Below are 15612 nucleotides of genomic sequence, written 5' to 3' on the forward strand. Positions count from 1 at the left end.
AGGATCAAACTCTCCAACAAAAACTTTGTCGAACAGCAATCAACCTGGCAACAAAAGTGTTGCCAAAGGAATCCCAACCAGCCAAACCAAACGGCCTGACCAGTCCGGGGTATAAAACAATTGGCACTGGCTTTACAAGCACCCTGTTGAGTTCTCAAAGAACAACCACACACCAACCAGAAGCACCGCTAACCAGCGGAACCCCCGTTTGGGGCAACCTCTCCAACCTACTCGGTCTTGCTTCCGTCGTCAACCTCGTGTTCGAGGTGATCAACTTGGCTCGACCAGACCCACGCTGACGCTCACCGTTTCCGGTGGTCGCTGCTCTCGTGGGTTTCGGCGGACCGGCCGGCGTCGCTCTCGCGACCACCCGCCCGGCTCCCTGCCGGCTTTCGAACTCTACCCGGTCGGCTTCGCGTTTGCAACTCCGTGTCCCGGAGTGCCGAGCACCGCCCGAATCTCAGTCTGGCTCGGCGTCACCGCCACCAGCCTGGCGCCCGTTCTCGGCCGGTTTGCCCGGCCTCCCGCGTGCAGAGAGAAAGTTACGCGGACCCGCCTCGGAAGGCAAATCAATGATCGTCATTGGGTGAACGTCGGCCGTTTCCGCGGCGAGCCACGGTCGAAGGGGTCGTCCGGTGCGGTGCCGTGCCAGAGTGGTCGGCATGGATGATCCGTCCCCGGTCCCGGCCGTCGCCGAGGACGCTCTGCTCGGCCTCCTGCTGCCGTTCTGGCAGTTGGTGATCGGGGCCGTCGTGCTCGCCGTACTGGTGCTGTCGATCAGGCGCCTGGCCCGGCGCGGCCCCTCCCGGATGACCACCGCTCTCCTGGTCACTGCGGCGGCGATCGCCGGGATCGCCGCCCTGGGCCTGCTCTTCGGGGGCTGACCTCGGGTCAGAGCCGGCGGTTGGCCAGGCTGGGCAGCTCGGCGCGGATCGTCCGCAGGCGCTCCAGGTCGATCTCGGTGACCGCCAGCCCGGGGCCGTCGGCGACCTGGCTCAGCACGGTCCCCCACGGGTCGACCACCATGCTGCGCCCGAAGCAGGTCCGGCCCGGGTCGTGGTCACCTGTCTGTCCGGCCGCCGCCACGAAACACTGGTTCTCGATCGCCCGGGCCCGCAGCAGCACCTCCCAGTGGTCCCGCCCGGTGTGCATCATGAACGCCGCCGGCACCACGAGCAGTTCGGCGCCGCCGTCGGTCGCGAGCTGCCGGTACAGCTCCGGGAACCGCAGGTCGTAACAGATGGACAGACCGACCCGCAGGCCCTCGACGTCGACCACCACGGGCTTCTCGCCCGGCGCGACGGTTGCCGACTCGAGGTAGGAGACGCGGCCGGGGATCTCCACGTCGTACAGGTGGATTTTGCGGTAGGTGGCGGCGAGCGCGCCCTCGCGGTCGAAGACCAGCGAGGTGTTCCAGGTGTGCGCCGGGTCCGGACCGGCCTCGTGGAACGAGCCGGCGATCACCCACATGCCCAGCCGGCGGGCGGTCTCCGCGAAGAACCGCCCCACGGTCCCGTCGACCGGCTCGGCGGGCGGCATCCGGTCGGCGTGACCGAGGTAGTCGACGTACTCCGGAAGGAGGGCGAGATCCGCGCCCGCCGCCGCGGCCCTGACCAGCAGGGCCTCGGCGGCGGCGAGGTTCGCCGCCCGGTCGTCGCGGGCGTTGAGCTGGCAGACGGCGACGCGCATGACCCGAGGGTACGGGCGGAAGCGGGCGCGCGACAGGGCTCAGACGCTGGACAGGACGAGCGCCGCCGCGGCGAAGCCGAGCCCGGCCACCTGTGCCGGCCGGAGCCGTTCCCGGTCGACGGCGAGCGCGAGCAGGACGGTGCTCGCCGGGTAGAGCGAGGCGATGGCGGCCACCACGCTCAGGTGCCCCCGGCCCGCCGCGGCGAGGAACAGCGCGTTCGCGGCGGAGTCGAGCAGGCCGGCGGTCGCGGCCCAGCCGAGGACGCGCCGCCCCAGTCGCAGGCGTGCGCCGGTGCGGACGGCGAGCGCGAGGCCGAACGCGATCGAGCTGACGCGTACCGCCAGAACCGGCCACATGCCGGCCGCCTCGTCGGCCTGGCCGAGCAGCGCGAAGAAGACGCCGAAGAGCAGCCCGGCGGCCAGTGCCATGCCGATCACGCGGCCGGAGACGCGGCGTGTCGCTCCGCGCTCTCCCAGGCTGACCAGGCCGATGGCGACCACGGCGAGCCCGGCGCCGCCGAGCGCTACGGCACCCGGCGAGTGCGCGAGGACCAGGCCGGCGACGATCGGCACGATCGCCGCGGTGATCGCGGTGACCGGCGCGACGACTGCCATCACGCCGGTGGCGAGCGCGCGGTAGAGCAGCATGACGCCGCCCGCGCCGGCTACCCCGGCGAGCAGGCCCCAGCCCAGGTCGAGTGGGCTCGGCGTGCCGGGCACCACGAGGACGAGGACGAGCAGCAGCGGAACGCTGAGGATCTGCGACACCACGGTCACGGCGATCGGGTCGGCGCGCCGGGACGCCTTGCCGCCGGCGAAGTCGGCGGTGCCGAAGGCGAGCGCGGAAACGGCGGCGAGGACAATGGGGAGCACCCCGCAGTCGTACCACAATAGTGACCGTGAAGGACAGTGTGATGACCGAGACCGGTGGACGGGTCGGCGCGGTGACCTCAGCCGTCGCCCGCCAGGTACGTGAGCTGCGAGCGGCGCGGGGCTGGTCGTTCGAGGAGCTGGCCGGCCGGTCCGGGGTCAGCAAGGGCATGCTGGTGCAGATCGAGGGGGCGCGCACCAATCCGAGCATCGGCACGCTCTGCCGGGTCGCCGACGCGTTCGGCGTCAGCATCGCCCGGCTGCTGGAGCCGGCGGAACAGAGCACGGTACGGGTCAGTGCGGCGGACGAGGCGCCGGTGCTGTGGCGCGGCCCGCACGGCGGCCTGGCGCGTCTGCTCAGCGGACTCGGCGAACCCGACCTGGTCGAGCTGTGGGACTGGCGGATGGAACCCGGGGAGGCGTTGCGCTCCTCGGACCACGCCCACGGCACCCGGGAGATCCTGCACGTGCTCGACGGCACCGCGACGGTCACCGTCGACGGTGTCGACCACGAGGTACGCGCCGGTGAGACGGTCGAGTTCCACGCCGACCGGGAGCACGGCTACCGCACTGCCGGTGACGGGCCGGTGCGCCTGATGATGGTGGTGGTCACCCCGTCGGGCGAGTGGGACCGGCGGACCCGTTCACGCGGACCGCGCCCGAGCTGACCCGGGCGCGGTCGCGACGGCGATCAGGCCGATTTCTCCTCGCGGTCCCGCCGGCGCCGGCCGGTGAACTCGCGGGGCACGATCGTCGGGTTGACGTTCTCCAGGACGACCTCGCGGGTGATCAGCACCCGGGCGGCGTCGGGGTTGCTCGGCACCTCGTACATCACGGAGAGGAGCACCTCTTCCATGATCGCCCGCAGGCCGCGGGCGCCGGTGCCGCGGAGCATGGCCTGGTCGGCGATGGCCTCCAGCGCGGGCTGCTCGAACTCCAGCTCGACGCCGTCGAGCTCGAACAGGCGCTGGTACTGCCGGACCAGCGCGTTGCGCGGCTCGGTCAGGATCCGCACCAGGGCCGAGCGGTCGAGGCTGCGCACGTTGGTGATCACCGGAAGCCGGCCGATGAACTCGGGGATGAGCCCGAACTTCAGCATGTCCTCCGGCATGACCTGGCTGAAGATGTCGTCGGTCGACCGCTCGGACACCGACCGGAGCCGCGCGCCGAAGCCGGTGCCGCCGGAGCCGGTGCGGGCCTCGATGATCTGGTCGAGCCCGGCGAACGCGCCACCGCAGATGAACAGCACGTTCGTGGTGTCGATCTGGATGAACTCCTGGTGCGGGTGCTTGCGCCCGCCCTGCGGCGGCACGTTGGCGACGGTGCCCTCGAGCATCTTCAGCAGCGCCTGCTGCACACCCTCCCCGGAGACGTCACGGGTGATCGACGGGTTCTCCGACTTGCGGGCGATCTTGTCGACCTCGTCGATGTAGATGATGCCGGTCTCGGCGCGCTTGATGTCGTAGTCGGCGGCCTGGATCAGCTTCAGCAGGATGTTCTCGACGTCCTCGCCGACGTAGCCCGCCTCGGTGAGCGCGGTGGCGTCCGCGATCGCGAACGGGACGTTGAGCATCCGGGCGAGCGTCTGCGCCAGGTGCGTCTTGCCGCAGCCCGTCGGGCCGAGCAGCAGGATGTTCGACTTGGCCAGCTCGACGCCGTCGGTGCCGGAGCCCGGCGCTCCAGCGGCCTCGGCCTGGATCCGCTTGTAGTGGTTGTAGACCGCGACGGCGAGCGCCTTCTTGGCCTGCTCCTGACCGACGACGTAGTTGTCGAGGAACTGGCAGATCTCCATCGGCTTGGGAAGCTCTTCCCACTTCACCTCGCCGGACTCGGCCAGCTCCTCTTCGATGATCTCGTTGCAGAGGTCGATGCACTCGTCGCAGATGTAGACACCAGGGCCCGCGATGAGCTTCTTGACCTGCTTCTGCGACTTGCCGCAGAACGAGCATTTCAGTAGGTCGCCGCCGTCACCGATCCGTGCCACCTACGTTCTCCCTGCACTCGTCGGCCGGAACGCCGGCCCTGACCTGCGAGCGCCGGAGCGCCCGTCCGTCCTGTCGTCCCACCATGCTGTCGGCTCCACCTGATCCGACCGGCGGAGCGGTACAGACCCGACGTTACCCGGTGGCCGGGTTTTCTCCGACCCCCAAAACGGGTGTGTCAGAGGTCGACCGGGAACGATACCCCGACCGACCTCCGACCACACGTTGCTCAGCCCGCGGCGTGTGACGCCAGCAGACCCTTCTTGCGGCTGGTCAGGATCGTGTCGACCAGCCCGTACTCCTTGGACTCCTCGGCCGTCATGATCTTGTCACGGTCGATGTCCTTGCGGACCTGCTCGATCGGGCGGTTGCAGTGCCGGGAGAGCATGTCCTCCAGCTGCGTCCGCATCCGCAGGATCTCCCGCGCCTGGATCTCGATGTCCGAGCCCTGGCCGTAACCGCCCTCGGTGGCCGGCTGGTGGATGATGATCCGCGAGTTCGGCAGCGCCATCCGCTTGCCCGGGGTGCCGGCCGAAAGCAGCACCGCCGCCGCGCTGGCCGCCTGCCCGAGGCAGACGGTCTGGATGTCCGGCCGGACGTACTGCATGGTGTCGTAGATCGCCGTCATGGCCGTGAAGGAGCCACCGGGCGAGTTGATGTACATGATGATGTCGCGGTCCGGGTCGGTGCCCTCCAGCGTCAGCAGCTGGGCCATCACGTCGTTCGCCGACGCGTCGTCCACCTGCACGCCGAGGAAGATGATCCGGTCCTCGAAGAGCTTGTTGTACGGGTTGGACTCCTTCATCCCGTACGACGTGCGCTCGACGAACGACGGAAGGACGTAGCGGTTGTGCACGGCCGCGAACTGGGGCGGCAGGCTCAGGTCGGTCATCGTCAGCTCCTCGCTCAGCTCAGGGTCCCGGCGCCATCCGGAACCTGGGCGGCTCCGATGATCACCTTGTCGATGAAGCCGTAGTCCATGGCCTCCTGGGCGGTGAACCAACGGTCGCGGTCCGAGTCGGCCTCGATCTGCTCCTGGGACTGGCCGGTGTGGAACGCGACCCGCTCCTGGAACATCCGCTTGGTGTAGAGCATCTGCTCGGCCTGGATCGCGATGTCCGACGCGGTGCCGCCGAGACCGCCCGAGGGCTGGTGCATCATGATCCGCGCGTGCGGCAGGGCGTAGCGCTTGCCCTTGGTGCCGGCGCAGAGCAGCAGCTGGCCCATGGAGGCCGCCATGCCCATCGCCACTGTCGAGACGTCGTTGTCGATGTACTGCATGGTGTCGTAGATCGCCATGCCGGAGTAGACCGAGCCACCCGGCGAGTTGATCCAGAGGAAGATGTCGCGGTCCGGGTCCTCCGCGGCGAGCAGCAGGAGCTGCGCGCAGATGCGGTTGGCCACCTGGTCGTTCACCTCGCTGCCGAGGAAGATGATCCGTTCCTTGAGCAACCGGTTGTAGACCGAGTCGTCGAGGTTGCCAATGGAGTCGCCACCGCGGGCCTCGTTCACCCGGAGCGACTTCTTGGGGATGTGCATGTCGGTCATGGCAGCCCTTCGCTCTCCGTACCGTCCTACCCGACACTAACCGCTCAGCCGGGAGGCGTACTCCCGGTCGGGGCACTGTTCGCTCTCAGCGCAGTCACCCGCACGGCGTACCCCGGAAAGGGTTTCGGCCGCCTCCCGGCGCGCAGCGCGGGACGGCGGCCGACACCCCCGATGATCAGTGCTGGTGGTCGTGCTCGGCCTCGTTCTGGGCCCGCAGCGCGTCGAGGGAGACCTCGTTGCCCGCCGAGTCCTTGATCTTGATCTTCTCCATCACCGCGGCGAGCGCCTTGCCCCGGCGGACGTCGCCGAAGACGGCCGCGGCGGCGCCGGAGCGGACCAGCTGGTCGTAGTACTGCTGCGGGGCCATGCCGGCGCGCTGGGCGCGGTGCACGATCTCGTGACCGAACTCGTCGTCGGAGACCTGCACGTCCTCGGCGTCGGCCAGGGTGTCCAGCAGGAGCTGGATCTTGACGCCGTCGGTCGCCGCCTCGGTCAGCTCGGTGTCGATCTGCTCCTCGGTCTTCTCCTCCGCCGCGAGGTATTCCTCCAGGGAGGCGCCGATGCGCTCGAGCTGGTCGACCATCGCGGCCTTGCGGCTCTCGACCTCCTCCTTGACGACGCCCTCGGGCGCCGGCACCTCGGCGGCGGCCACCATCTGCTCCAGGGCCTTGTCACGGGCGGCGTAGATCTGCTCGACCTGCTTGCCCCGGGTGACCCGCTCCCGCAGGTCGCCGCGCAGCTCGTCGATGGTGTCGAACTCGCTCGCCATCTGCGCGAAGTCGTCGTTGAGCTCGGGGAGCTCCTTCTCCTTGACCGTGCGGACGGTCACCGCCACGTCGGCGTCCCGGCCGGCGAAGTCGCCGCCGACGAGCTGCGTGGTGAAGGTGGTGCTGTCGCCGGCGGCCAGGCCGACCAGCGCCTCGTCCAGACCCGGCAGGAGCTGCTTGCTGCCCACCTCGTGCGAGATGTTGCTCGCCGAACCGCCCGGGACCTCCTCGCCGTCGACCGTGGCGTTCAGGTCGATCTGCACGAAGTCGCCCTCCTGGGCGGCCCGCTCGACGGTCTTCAGCGTGGCGAACCGCTCGCGCAGGCTGTTGATCTGCTCGTCGATCTCGCTGTCGGCGATCTCGATCTCGTCGACGGTCACCTCGATGGTGGCCGGGTCCGGCAGGGTGATCTCCGGCCGGACGTCCACCTCGGCGGTGAAGTTGAGCGAGTCGCCGTCGTTGAACTCGGTGATGTCGACCTCGGGACGGCCGAGCGTCTTCAGGTCGTGCTCCCGGACCGCGGCGAGGATGTTCTGCGGGATGGCCTCCTGGATCGCCTCGTTGAGGACGGTCCCCCGGCCCACCCGCTGGTCGATCACCGCGCTGGGAACCTTGCCCCGGCGGAAGCCGGGAACCTGGACCTGCTGGCCGATCTCCCGGTACGCCTTCTTGAGGCTCGGCTCGAGCTCGACGAACGGCACCTCGATGGCGAGCCGCACGCGCGTCGGGCTCAGAGTCTCGACGGTGCTCTTCACAGGCGTACTCCTTGACGGATCTGGGTGTTGAGTCTGGGGCGTGATTGCGCGCATCGAGTGTAGGCGAGCCGGCCGACGGCATCGGCAGGGCCCGGGCACCGCGCGGAGAAAACCGGCGGTTCCCGGGACGATCCGGTCGCGAACGACAGTCGGGGTGGCGGGATTTGAACCCACGGCCCCTCGCTCCCAAAGCGAGTGCGCTACCAAGCTGCGCCACACCCCGGTGGCGACGAAGAGTGTATGCCGTCCGGCCACCCGCGCGGGTGACGGGGCACGGCGCGGCGGTCGCCGGGCGCGGCCGGGCGGGCGGTGCCAGGCGCCAGTTCGGGGAAGTGGCTGGGTCCGAGGGCCCGGGAAGGCGCCACCTCGCCGAAGTGGCGTGGATCTTGAAGGTCGGCGGGAACCTCCGGGTACGCGCTGCGCGGTGGCCGTGGTTCATTGGGTACGCTGTCGGCGCGCCCTGCTGTGGTGGGGCGCTCGCGGGCGTAGCTCAATGGCAGAGCTTCAGTCTTCCAAACTGACGGTGCGGGTTCGATTCCCGTCGCCCGCTCCAACCACGAAGGCCCAGGCAGACCGCATGAACGCGGCACCTGGGCCATCTCACGGTCACGCCGATGGTGTGCTGATGGAGCAGGGCCGCCCGCATGGTGCTGTGACCCCTGCGCTAGCCGCCGCGTCTCCCCGAGTGACTGAGATGCGCGCACGGCATCTCCGCCTCCCGCTCCCAGGCGCTTCCTTTTACGGCGACGGGGTAGCTGACCTCTCTGACCTGCCGGTCGGCGGTCTCGACCGAGAACCGTATCGACAACGGCTCACTCTCGAACGCGGTGGCACCAGCGCACTCGACGCGCACCTCGACCTCGATCCAGCCGGTACCGCCAGGGCGTAGCAGCTTCGGCTGGCCGGTGTCACGGACCTGGATGCCGGGTCGTTGACCGACAGCCGCACCGACAGTGATCGGCGCGGGTCCCGTGTTGATCACCGCGAGCTGTCCGTTCAGCTGGATGACGCCCAGGGCTTCAGTACCCGAACCTCCGCTGACCCTGTCTTGAGGTAAGGCCACGAGCGCGACCGAGGCGTTCCGCTCCCGCTCGTCCCGCGAGACTCGCAGCTCGCTCACACCGACACCGCCGAGCACAGCGCCGATCACGAAGGCAGCAACGAGCCGTACGTTCATTGTTCGTCCGGACACGCGGCGACCGGGAACAGCGCCGCTCGAATCCGCCGGCCGGTGATCGCGTTCGTCCAGGTCGATCACTTCGTGCTCCGCCGACATGGCGTCAGCCTAGGGCTCTCCCCGGCCACGCATCGACCGGCCGTACAGCCGGGATCGCGATGAGTTTCGTTACCGCGTCCGGTCAGCATTCCTGTGCACCTATCTCCGGACACCGGGCAGAGCGTCATGACCGCTACGCGCAGGAGGCAAGCGTGAAACTTCTCCTCACATCCGCAGGCGTCCAGAACCCGAGCATCAACGATGCTCTGGTCGACCTGCTGGGCAAGCCGATCGCCGAATCCAGCGCACTCTGCATCCCCACTGCGGCGTACCCGATGGGCGGACCGGCCTCGGCCTGGCGCTTCATCACCGGTCAGACGCCGCTGCCCATGAGCGGCCTCGGCTGGAAGTCGCTGGGCGTACTCGAACTGTCAGCGCTACCCAGCATCGGCCAGGAGCACTGGGTCCCCTGGGTCCGGGAGACCGACGTCCTGCTCGTGCACGGCGGCGACGCGACGTACCTGTGCCACTGGATGCGGCAGTCCGGGCTGGCGGACCTCCTGCCGTCGCTGCGGGACACCGTCTGGGTGGGGCTGAGCGCCGGCAGCATGGTGCTCACCCCCCGGGTCGGCACGGAATTCGTCGAGTGGCAGTCCGCACCCGACGACCGCACGCTCGGGCTCGTCGACTTCTCGATCTTCCCGCACCTGGGCCTCGAACCGGACAACACCATGGCGGCTGCCGAGAAGTGGGCGGCCGAGATCGCCGGTCCGGCGTACGCGATCGACGACCAGACGGCCGTCAAGGTGACCGACGGCGCCGTCGAGGTCGTCTCCGAGGGGCAGTGGAGGTGGTTCCCCGCGTGAGCACCCGCCCATGCCGCGATCAGCGCGCCGCGTACCCCGGGTCGGTCGCCGGTAGACGGCGCTGCAGCCAGGTGACGACGAGTTCGTCGAAGCCCGGCGCCCGCTCGGCAGGGGTGTAGCGCCCCTCCCTGACCTGCGCGGGCCCTTCCCCCGTGTAGACGCGGATGCTGTGGTCGGCGCCGGGGAAGACCACGGTCGTGTGGTCGGCGTGGCGTGCGTCGTCGAGGGTGCCGCTGATGGCGCGCACGCTCGCCTCCACCGGCACCAGCAGGTCGTCCGCGCCGAAGATCGCCAGCAGCGGGCAGCGCAGAGCCGCCAGTGCCGGGGCGGGGTCGTAGTCCGCGATGCCCGCGATGAACGCGATGGACTCGGGTGTCGTCCCGGCGAGCATCGGATACCAGGGAGCGCCGTGCCAGTGCGCCTGCGCGGCGTGCACGCGCGCCGGGTCGTCGCCCGACTGGACCCGCCGGATCTGGTCGCGTAGCAGGAGAAGGGCCTGCTGGATGTCGGCGCCGCCGAAGCCCTCCGCAGCGAGTTGGTGGCGGAGCCGGTACTCCTCCTGGTCCCGTACGCGCACGCCCGGACCCGACACCGTCACCACCGCCGCGATCCTGTCGTCCGCTGCCGCCGCGAGGTGAGCCACCCAGCCGCCCTGGCTGCCGCCGATCAGCGCGACCGCGCCGGACAGCACGTCCTCGCGGCTCCGCACGGCCCGGACCGCGGCCACGGTCTCGGCGGCGCGGTCGGCCATGGTCTGACGGGTCCAGTCACCCGTCGACGCGCCGGAACCGGGCTTGTCATAGGCGAGGCTCGCGAAGCCGGCTGCGGCCAGCCTCGTCTGCCACGACCCCTGGTCGCGACCGCCCGGCCCGGAACCCTCGACGAAGACCACCGCCGGGTACGGCCCCGGCCAGGGCGGCCGGACGACGTCGCCGACCAGCTGGTTGCCGTCATCCTCGAACGAGAACTCCGCAGTCACCGGTTCGAACAACACCCCGTCGACCGTACGAGGCTCCTGCCACCTGCCCGCGTCCTCACGCATTGGCCCCGCATGCTCGCTCGATGTCGAGCAGGTCCTGGACGTTGTTCTCCCTGACGCAGGCGAGGAACCGTCGACGGGCGATGACCCGGCTGATCCGATGGATCGGTGAGCCACCGGTCAAGGTGTAGGTGAGCTGGAGGTCGGTGGTACCAACCGCGGCACCGGGAACCAGCCGGTACTCGGTCACACTGTGCCCGCCCGCGAAGCACTCGACGACGTAGCGGAACGGGGGCCGGCAGTCGGTCACGCGGAGTTCCACGGTGACGGGCCAGCCGTACGGCCTGCGGGTCTCCCGCCATCTCGTGCCCGTTCCGAACGCCTGGCTGTGGAGCAGCTCGGTCGCGTCGACCTTGGTCAGCAGCGCCGGATACCGCGCGACGTCGGCGAGGCACCGCCACACCTTCTCCGGCGGTGCGGAGATCGTGTGGCTGAATGTCATCGGCTGCAATGTCTGTCCTCTGCTGGGCGTACGGTCGAGTCGGAGGCCACCTTCGGAGTGCCGGCCGCCGACTACGACGCGATGTGTGACGTCCTCAACGACCCGGAGCGCTGGCCGGCGGTCTCGGTGCGGCTCGACGCAGACGTGTGGCTTCGGATCGTCTACCGCAACCTCGAGGACGAGGCGGGACTCGACTTCGTGGAGGACCGGCCGGGGCAGCCGGCGAAGGTTCTCGCCTCGGTCGGCGGCCACGGGTTCACGTCCGCGATGACCTGGGCGGAACTGCTCGCCGTGGCGGCACTGCCGGACGAGCGGCTGGGCGCAGCGGCTAATCCTGATACTGCCGATGCTCGGTCCGCGGGAACTGCCCGAGGACGCCGGGAACGTCATGCACCGGGCGCTGGAGGGATCGGCGCGGCGAATCGGTCGGCCCTGGTAGAGGTCCTGCTCGCCGCCATGGACTGGCGTACCCACCAGCTGGAACTCCGCTCTCATCGCCGAGAAACTGCCCGATGGCGCCGCGAAGACGCTGGTCCGGGTCACGAGGGCCCGGACCGGCGTCGGAGGACGGGCGACCGGCGACGAGCTCCGCCAGAACCGACCGCAGCCGCTCCCGTTCCGTTCGCAGGCCCGACCACGCCGGGCCGGGAAGCCGCAGCACGTTGGCGAGCAGGTCACCCGGGTAGTAGTCGCCCTCGGCCAACGGATCGCGGAGCAGGACCTGTACCGCGAGAGGCAGCAGAGCCGACACGCCGATCCCCTGCCCGAGCATGATGCGCAGGTCTTCCACGGTGAACTCGGCCAGCGGCTTGCGTCGTAGCTCCGAGCAGCGCCTCACGAGAGACGTGGCCTCCCGGCCGGGGTCCGGCCAGACGTCCCGTTCCAACTGCTCGATCGTCGTCACGGCGGTCAGGCTAGCCCGCATCCGGCGGCTGTCTTCCTCGTCCCGGGCCGCTTCCCGTCGTCGACGAAGCGCAGCCCCCGAAGAATGGACGAACCACCGAAGACCCATCGGCATCCGCTGGTGCCGAGCCAGGCCGAGCACGAACCCTGCGGCCACGAACGAGATGGGAGTGGCTGACTCATGACGAGCCCCTGGCATGTCCTGACCGAGGCAGAGCGAGAGCAGTGGACGTACACGCCGTCGGTCAGCGTGGAACCTCTGCGGTTCGGAATGAGCCCCGACGAGGCCGCCGAGGCGCTACCCGGGTTTACTGCATCGGTCTGTGTCGCACAACACGACTCTGACCAGCCGAAAAAGGCAGAGTTCCGCAAGGCCAGGGCCCGAGGGCCAGGCCGGCCGTGCCGAACAGCAGCGCGCCGAGCAGCGCCATCGCGACGTACCCAGCCGACGCCCCACCGGCCCACCCGCTGACGCCGTGCGGCAACAGCGCAGCCATCGCGCGCCATCCGCACTGCCCGGCTCGGAGCCCTCGCTCCGCAGGCACCAGGCGCAACTTCCCGCCGAGGGTCACTCGCTGATAGTTGTCCTCGGTCGGTCGTCACGCCTCGCCAGACAGCTTGGATCCGTCGTCCCGCGCTGCGGGGTGCCATGAGGTGCCCGGCTTCATCTCGGCGAACGGCTGGCCGGCGGTGCCGGCCAGCCGTTCGCACTGAGCTGATCAGGCCGCATGACCTAGTGCCCAACCACCGCCCGACCCCCCATAGCGAGGTCGGGTTGCTCAGGGTCGCTTGAGGAGCTGCGGCACGCCGCACTCGGGCGCGCAGAGATAAACGTGAACGCTCAGGATGCCACCGACAGGCCCTTCCTGGGTCCAGTTGAAACTGCGGCAGGCGCCATCAGGGGCCGTGCGACTCTCATAACTGTGCGGGGTGCCGGAGCCGGTGCGGTTGGTGTAGAAGTAGAACCACGCGGCGGTCGTGGTGCCGCCGCCATTGCAGACCTCGCCTTGCACGCCGACTGAGCGGTTGTACCAGGTGATTCCACCCTTTGTGTGGCCAAAGTCTGAACCGGCCGAGATACTGAAGGGAGTCGGGGATGCGGCATGCGCCGGCGCGGCCGCGAGCCCGACCGATGCCATAAGCGCGCTGACGGTGACAATGACACCGAGTTTTAGGCGATGCACGAGTCTCTACTCCTCTTCCTGGCAGCAAATGCCGATCTGGCAGGCCGCGAAAGCACGGCCGACCAAGTTGATCGTGGGAAGAAGCTATCAGGAGAAGTCGATGTCCGGGGCCCCTGCGGTAGGCCGACGGCCTAGTAGTGGTCCTCGATCGGCCGCCGCGCCTCGTCGAACAGCGCCGGCCCGTCGTACCGCACCGGACGCGGCGCGGGCGTCGCGGGCTTGACCTGCTCGAACTGCTCGGTGGACAGCGCGTACACGACCCGGCCGAGACCTGATGCGTTGATCGCGACCGTGCACATCGGGCAGGGTTGGCAACTGGTGTACATGGTGGTGGCGACAGCCGCCTCGGGGGCGAGCTGACGGGCGGCCCAGCGGGCCAGCTTCAGCTCCGGGTGGGCGGTGACGTCCCGGTCGGAGACCACAGTGTTGTGGTCCTCGATCAGGACGGTGCCGTCCGCGCCGACGAGCAGCGACGCGAACGGCCGCTCGCCGGACGCGCCCGCCCGGTCGGCGAGTTCCACGGCACGGCGCAGGAACGCCTCGTCGTCGGGTGTCATCAGCCCTCCACGTGTCGGCGGTACCGAGCCGAGGCCGTCAGTCGGCGGCGATCTGCTCGACGGATCGGGCGGCCACGGCGCGCAGGGCCGGGTCGCCGCTGCGGGCGTACGCGTCGCTCAGGGTGTCGATGAATTTGATCGCGTGCGCGTCCCCGGTGTCCAGCGCCCGCGCCATGACGTCGTCGAGTTCCGGCCCGGCGGCCGTCGGAAGGGCACGGGCCCCGGCCGGGGCGTAGGCGGCGGTGACGGCGGCGGTCGCCGCCCAGGCGGCGGCCAGGCTCGGCTGCCAGAGCACAGGCGGCAGGGCCGGCAGCGTACGCAGGACGGCATTCGGCGCGGTCGCCGCGTGCACGAGCATGACCGGGGCGGCGTACCCGTGCGTGCCGTGCCGCGCCACAGCGGCGTCGACGACGGCGGCGAGGCGGGCCGGCACCTCGGCGGCGGCGTCGCCGGGCACTGCGGCCGCGGCGGCCGGCCACCGGTCCAGGTCGGCGAGCTGCGCCAGGCGGGACCGGATGCCGAACCGCTGATCGGGTACGCGGGGCACGGCGTCGAGCGCGGACCGGGCGTCGGTTGCTGGGTACGCCCCGGTGCCGGGCGGGGCGAGCGGCTGCCAGCGGGCGGCCCAGTAGGCGAGCCCCTGGCCGAGTTCGGTCACCCGCGGTGCGGTCTCGGCGTCGAGCAGCGCGCGCACGGCGTGCCCGACCCGGATGACACCGTGCGTGGCCCCGGCGGCGATGCCCGGCAGCAGGCGCGGCCACCAGCGGGTCAGCACGTCGCGCCACGGCTCGCCGGCCAGCTCGCGGTCGAAGAGGTCGAGCCAGTCGCCGGTACGCACCGGGTCGCCCAGCGGGTCACGCCACTCGTCGACGGCGATACGCCGGATGCCGCGCGGGCGTTCCTCCAGCCGGCCGGCGTACGCGTCGATCCAGCGGTGCACCGCTCGCCCGTGGCCGTGGCGCGTCAGGGCCTCCGCCGCCATCGGTACGTGGTTGGACAGCCACCCGTTGCGCTCGGGACCGGTGTCGCGTACGCGCTCGTACGCCTCGTCGAGTACGGAGTTCAGCACACCGGGAAGCGTCCGACCTGAAGTGTGGTTCAGGTCAAGCGGCGGCGGATCCGCGCCATGTCCTCCTCCGGGAGCGCGTCGGCGACCAGCAGCCGGGGCAGCAGGTCCGTCTCCAGCGTGATGGCCCGGAACACCAGCGCCACCGTCACGTCGTGGTCGGGCCGGTGCACGACCTCGACCGGGTCTCCGGCGCCGACGCTGCCCGGTGTGACCACCCGCAGGTACGCCCCGGGTCGTACCTCCTCGGTGAACCGCTTGATCCAGCCGCGTTCGCCCAGCCACCCCTGGAACGTGCCGCAGGGGATGCGCGGGCAGGAGACCTCCAGCACCAGGTCCGGACCGATCCGCCACCGCTCGCCGACCAGCGCGCCGTTGACGTCCAGCCCGCTGGTGGTCAGGTTCTCGCCGAAGCTGCCGTCGGCGAGCGGGCGGCCCAGCTCGGCCTCCCAGTGGTCGAGGTCCTCCCGCGCGTACGCGTAGACCGCCTGGTCGGTGCCGCCGTGGTGGGCCACGTCGTAGACCCGGTCGCCGGCGAGCCCGACGTCGCCGTTGCCCTTGGGGCCGGGCGCGGTGACGGCGACCCGGCCGTCCACGGGCCGCTTGTCGATGCCGGTGGCCCCGATGCCCTTCCACGGGTTCGGTTGCGGTCGGCCCACGTTGACGGAGATCACCCTCATGACGGCGACGGTATGCGGCGCAGGGCCGGACGGGCCAGTCCATTCCCC

17 protein-coding genes, 2 tRNA genes and 1 rRNA gene (1 of these 20 cut by a window edge) are annotated in these 15612 nt (G+C 70.2%); 4 read left to right on the forward strand and 16 right to left on the reverse strand.

Translation table 11 applies throughout. The features are described from left to right. A 16S ribosomal RNA gene (locus O7546_RS22265) occupies positions 1-20 on the reverse strand (it extends 1495 nt beyond the left edge of the window). A gap of 642 nt (positions 21-662) precedes the next feature. Here O7546_RS22265 and O7546_RS22270 point away from each other — a divergent pair. Further along, the gene (locus tag O7546_RS22270) at positions 663-884 is read left to right on the forward strand and encodes a hypothetical protein (RefSeq protein ID WP_013288029.1); all 222 of its coding nucleotides are present in this window, start codon (positions 663-665) and stop codon (positions 882-884) included. Between the two features lie 7 nt (positions 885-891). On the opposite strand, the gene O7546_RS22275 is transcribed toward O7546_RS22270, so the two are convergent. Continuing rightward, positions 892-1689, reverse strand: coding sequence for a carbon-nitrogen hydrolase family protein (locus tag O7546_RS22275; protein ID WP_194803424.1), 798 nt, complete (start codon positions 1687-1689; stop codon positions 892-894). Between the two features lie 39 nt (positions 1690-1728). Next, a complete protein-coding gene (locus O7546_RS22280; protein ID WP_281600008.1) occupies positions 1729-2562 on the reverse strand; it encodes an EamA family transporter in 834 nt (277 codons plus the stop codon). A 41-nt stretch (positions 2563-2603) separates the two neighbouring features. Here O7546_RS22280 and O7546_RS22285 point away from each other — a divergent pair, with 41 nt between their 5' ends. Continuing rightward, positions 2604-3227, forward strand: coding sequence for an XRE family transcriptional regulator (locus O7546_RS22285; protein WP_194803423.1), 624 nt, complete (start codon positions 2604-2606; stop codon positions 3225-3227). Positions 3228-3250: 23 nt separating this feature from the next. Here the strand turns inward: O7546_RS22285 and clpX are convergent, their stop codons facing one another. The 5 genes from clpX to O7546_RS22310 all read right to left on the reverse strand — a co-directional run bounded on the left by clpX (position 3251) and on the right by O7546_RS22310 (position 7834). Beyond that, positions 3251-4543: an ATP-dependent Clp protease ATP-binding subunit ClpX gene (gene clpX / locus O7546_RS22290; RefSeq protein ID WP_013288033.1), complete on the reverse strand. Its 1293-nt coding sequence runs from the start codon at positions 4541-4543 to the stop codon at positions 3251-3253. Positions 4544-4770: 227 nt separating this feature from the next. Beyond that, positions 4771-5433 carry an ATP-dependent Clp protease proteolytic subunit gene (locus O7546_RS22295; protein WP_013288034.1) on the reverse strand — a complete coding sequence of 221 codons (663 nt, stop codon included), beginning with the start codon at positions 5431-5433 and terminating at the stop codon, positions 4771-4773. Positions 5434-5447: 14 nt separating this feature from the next. Beyond that, positions 5448-6089 (reverse strand): ATP-dependent Clp protease proteolytic subunit, encoded by a 642-nt coding sequence (locus O7546_RS22300; protein ID WP_018786886.1) that lies wholly within the window; start codon positions 6087-6089, stop codon positions 5448-5450. Positions 6090-6264: 175 nt separating this feature from the next. After that, entirely contained in the window at positions 6265-7611 is a 1347-nt protein-coding gene (tig, locus tag O7546_RS22305) for a trigger factor (RefSeq protein ID WP_120573609.1), read from the reverse strand. 149 nt (positions 7612-7760) lie between these two features. After that, positions 7761-7834: transfer RNA gene (locus tag O7546_RS22310), tRNA-Pro, on the reverse strand. Between the two features lie 256 nt (positions 7835-8090). Between O7546_RS22310 and O7546_RS22315 the strand changes: the two genes are divergently transcribed. Continuing rightward, positions 8091-8164: transfer RNA gene (locus O7546_RS22315), tRNA-Gly, on the forward strand. Positions 8165-8275: 111 nt separating this feature from the next. On the opposite strand, the gene O7546_RS22320 is transcribed toward O7546_RS22315, so the two are convergent. Next, positions 8276-8887 carry a hypothetical protein gene (locus tag O7546_RS22320; protein WP_269697495.1) on the reverse strand — a complete coding sequence of 204 codons (612 nt, stop codon included), beginning with the start codon at positions 8885-8887 and terminating at the stop codon, positions 8276-8278. Positions 8888-9039: 152 nt separating this feature from the next. Between O7546_RS22320 and O7546_RS22325 the strand changes: the two genes are divergently transcribed. Continuing rightward, a complete protein-coding gene (locus tag O7546_RS22325; RefSeq protein WP_194803421.1) occupies positions 9040-9693 on the forward strand; it encodes a Type 1 glutamine amidotransferase-like domain-containing protein in 654 nt (217 codons plus the stop codon). A 19-nt stretch (positions 9694-9712) separates the two neighbouring features. On the opposite strand, the gene O7546_RS22330 is transcribed toward O7546_RS22325, so the two are convergent. From O7546_RS22330 to O7546_RS22360, 7 genes are all read right to left on the reverse strand, one after another. After that, a complete protein-coding gene (locus tag O7546_RS22330; protein ID WP_194803420.1) occupies positions 9713-10687 on the reverse strand; it encodes an alpha/beta hydrolase in 975 nt (324 codons plus the stop codon). Between the two features lie 40 nt (positions 10688-10727). Then, positions 10728-11174, reverse strand: coding sequence for an SRPBCC family protein (locus O7546_RS22335; protein ID WP_194803419.1), 447 nt, complete (start codon positions 11172-11174; stop codon positions 10728-10730). Positions 11175-11502: 328 nt separating this feature from the next. Further along, on the reverse strand, positions 11503-12078 hold the full coding sequence (locus O7546_RS22340; protein WP_269697497.1) for a contact-dependent growth inhibition system immunity protein: 576 nt from the start codon (positions 12076-12078) through the stop codon (positions 11503-11505). A 778-nt stretch (positions 12079-12856) separates the two neighbouring features. Next, positions 12857-13261 carry a hypothetical protein gene (locus tag O7546_RS22345; RefSeq protein WP_194803418.1) on the reverse strand — a complete coding sequence of 135 codons (405 nt, stop codon included), beginning with the start codon at positions 13259-13261 and terminating at the stop codon, positions 12857-12859. Between the two features lie 131 nt (positions 13262-13392). Further along, positions 13393-13818: a nucleoside deaminase gene (locus O7546_RS22350; RefSeq protein WP_194803417.1), complete on the reverse strand. Its 426-nt coding sequence runs from the start codon at positions 13816-13818 to the stop codon at positions 13393-13395. A gap of 37 nt (positions 13819-13855) precedes the next feature. Next, positions 13856-14887, reverse strand: coding sequence for a questin oxidase family protein (locus O7546_RS22355; RefSeq protein ID WP_194803416.1), 1032 nt, complete (start codon positions 14885-14887; stop codon positions 13856-13858). A gap of 29 nt (positions 14888-14916) precedes the next feature. After that, the gene (locus O7546_RS22360; RefSeq protein WP_281600009.1) at positions 14917-15564 is read right to left on the reverse strand and encodes an MOSC domain-containing protein; all 648 of its coding nucleotides are present in this window, start codon (positions 15562-15564) and stop codon (positions 14917-14919) included. Positions 15565-15612 lie beyond the last annotated feature (48 nt).

It is taken from the genome of Micromonospora sp. WMMA1976, from assembly GCF_027497335.1.
In the GTDB taxonomy this organism is placed as follows: domain Bacteria; phylum Actinomycetota; class Actinomycetes; order Mycobacteriales; family Micromonosporaceae; genus Micromonospora; species Micromonospora aurantiaca.

Excerpts from the sequence above, each read along its gene's own strand:
- O7546_RS22320 (WP_269697495.1), bottom strand. The coding sequence starts at position 8,887 with ATGTCGGCGGAGCACGAAGTGATCGACCTGGACGAACGCGATCACCGG.
- O7546_RS22295 (WP_013288034.1), bottom strand. The coding sequence starts at position 5,433 with ATGACCGACCTGAGCCTGCCGCCCCAGTTCGCGGCCGTGCACAACCGC.
- O7546_RS22335 (WP_194803419.1), bottom strand. The coding sequence starts at position 11,174 with ATGACATTCAGCCACACGATCTCCGCACCGCCGGAGAAGGTGTGGCGG.
- O7546_RS22270 (WP_013288029.1), top strand. The coding sequence starts at position 663 with ATGGATGATCCGTCCCCGGTCCCGGCCGTCGCCGAGGACGCTCTGCTC.
- O7546_RS22350 (WP_194803417.1), bottom strand. The coding sequence starts at position 13,818 with ATGACACCCGACGACGAGGCGTTCCTGCGCCGTGCCGTGGAACTCGCC.
- O7546_RS22300 (WP_018786886.1), bottom strand. The coding sequence starts at position 6,089 with ATGACCGACATGCACATCCCCAAGAAGTCGCTCCGGGTGAACGAGGCC.
- O7546_RS22275 (WP_194803424.1), bottom strand. The coding sequence starts at position 1,689 with ATGCGCGTCGCCGTCTGCCAGCTCAACGCCCGCGACGACCGGGCGGCG.
- O7546_RS22285 (WP_194803423.1), top strand. The coding sequence starts at position 2,604 with ATGACCGAGACCGGTGGACGGGTCGGCGCGGTGACCTCAGCCGTCGCC.
- O7546_RS22360 (WP_281600009.1), bottom strand. The coding sequence starts at position 15,564 with ATGAGGGTGATCTCCGTCAACGTGGGCCGACCGCAACCGAACCCGTGG.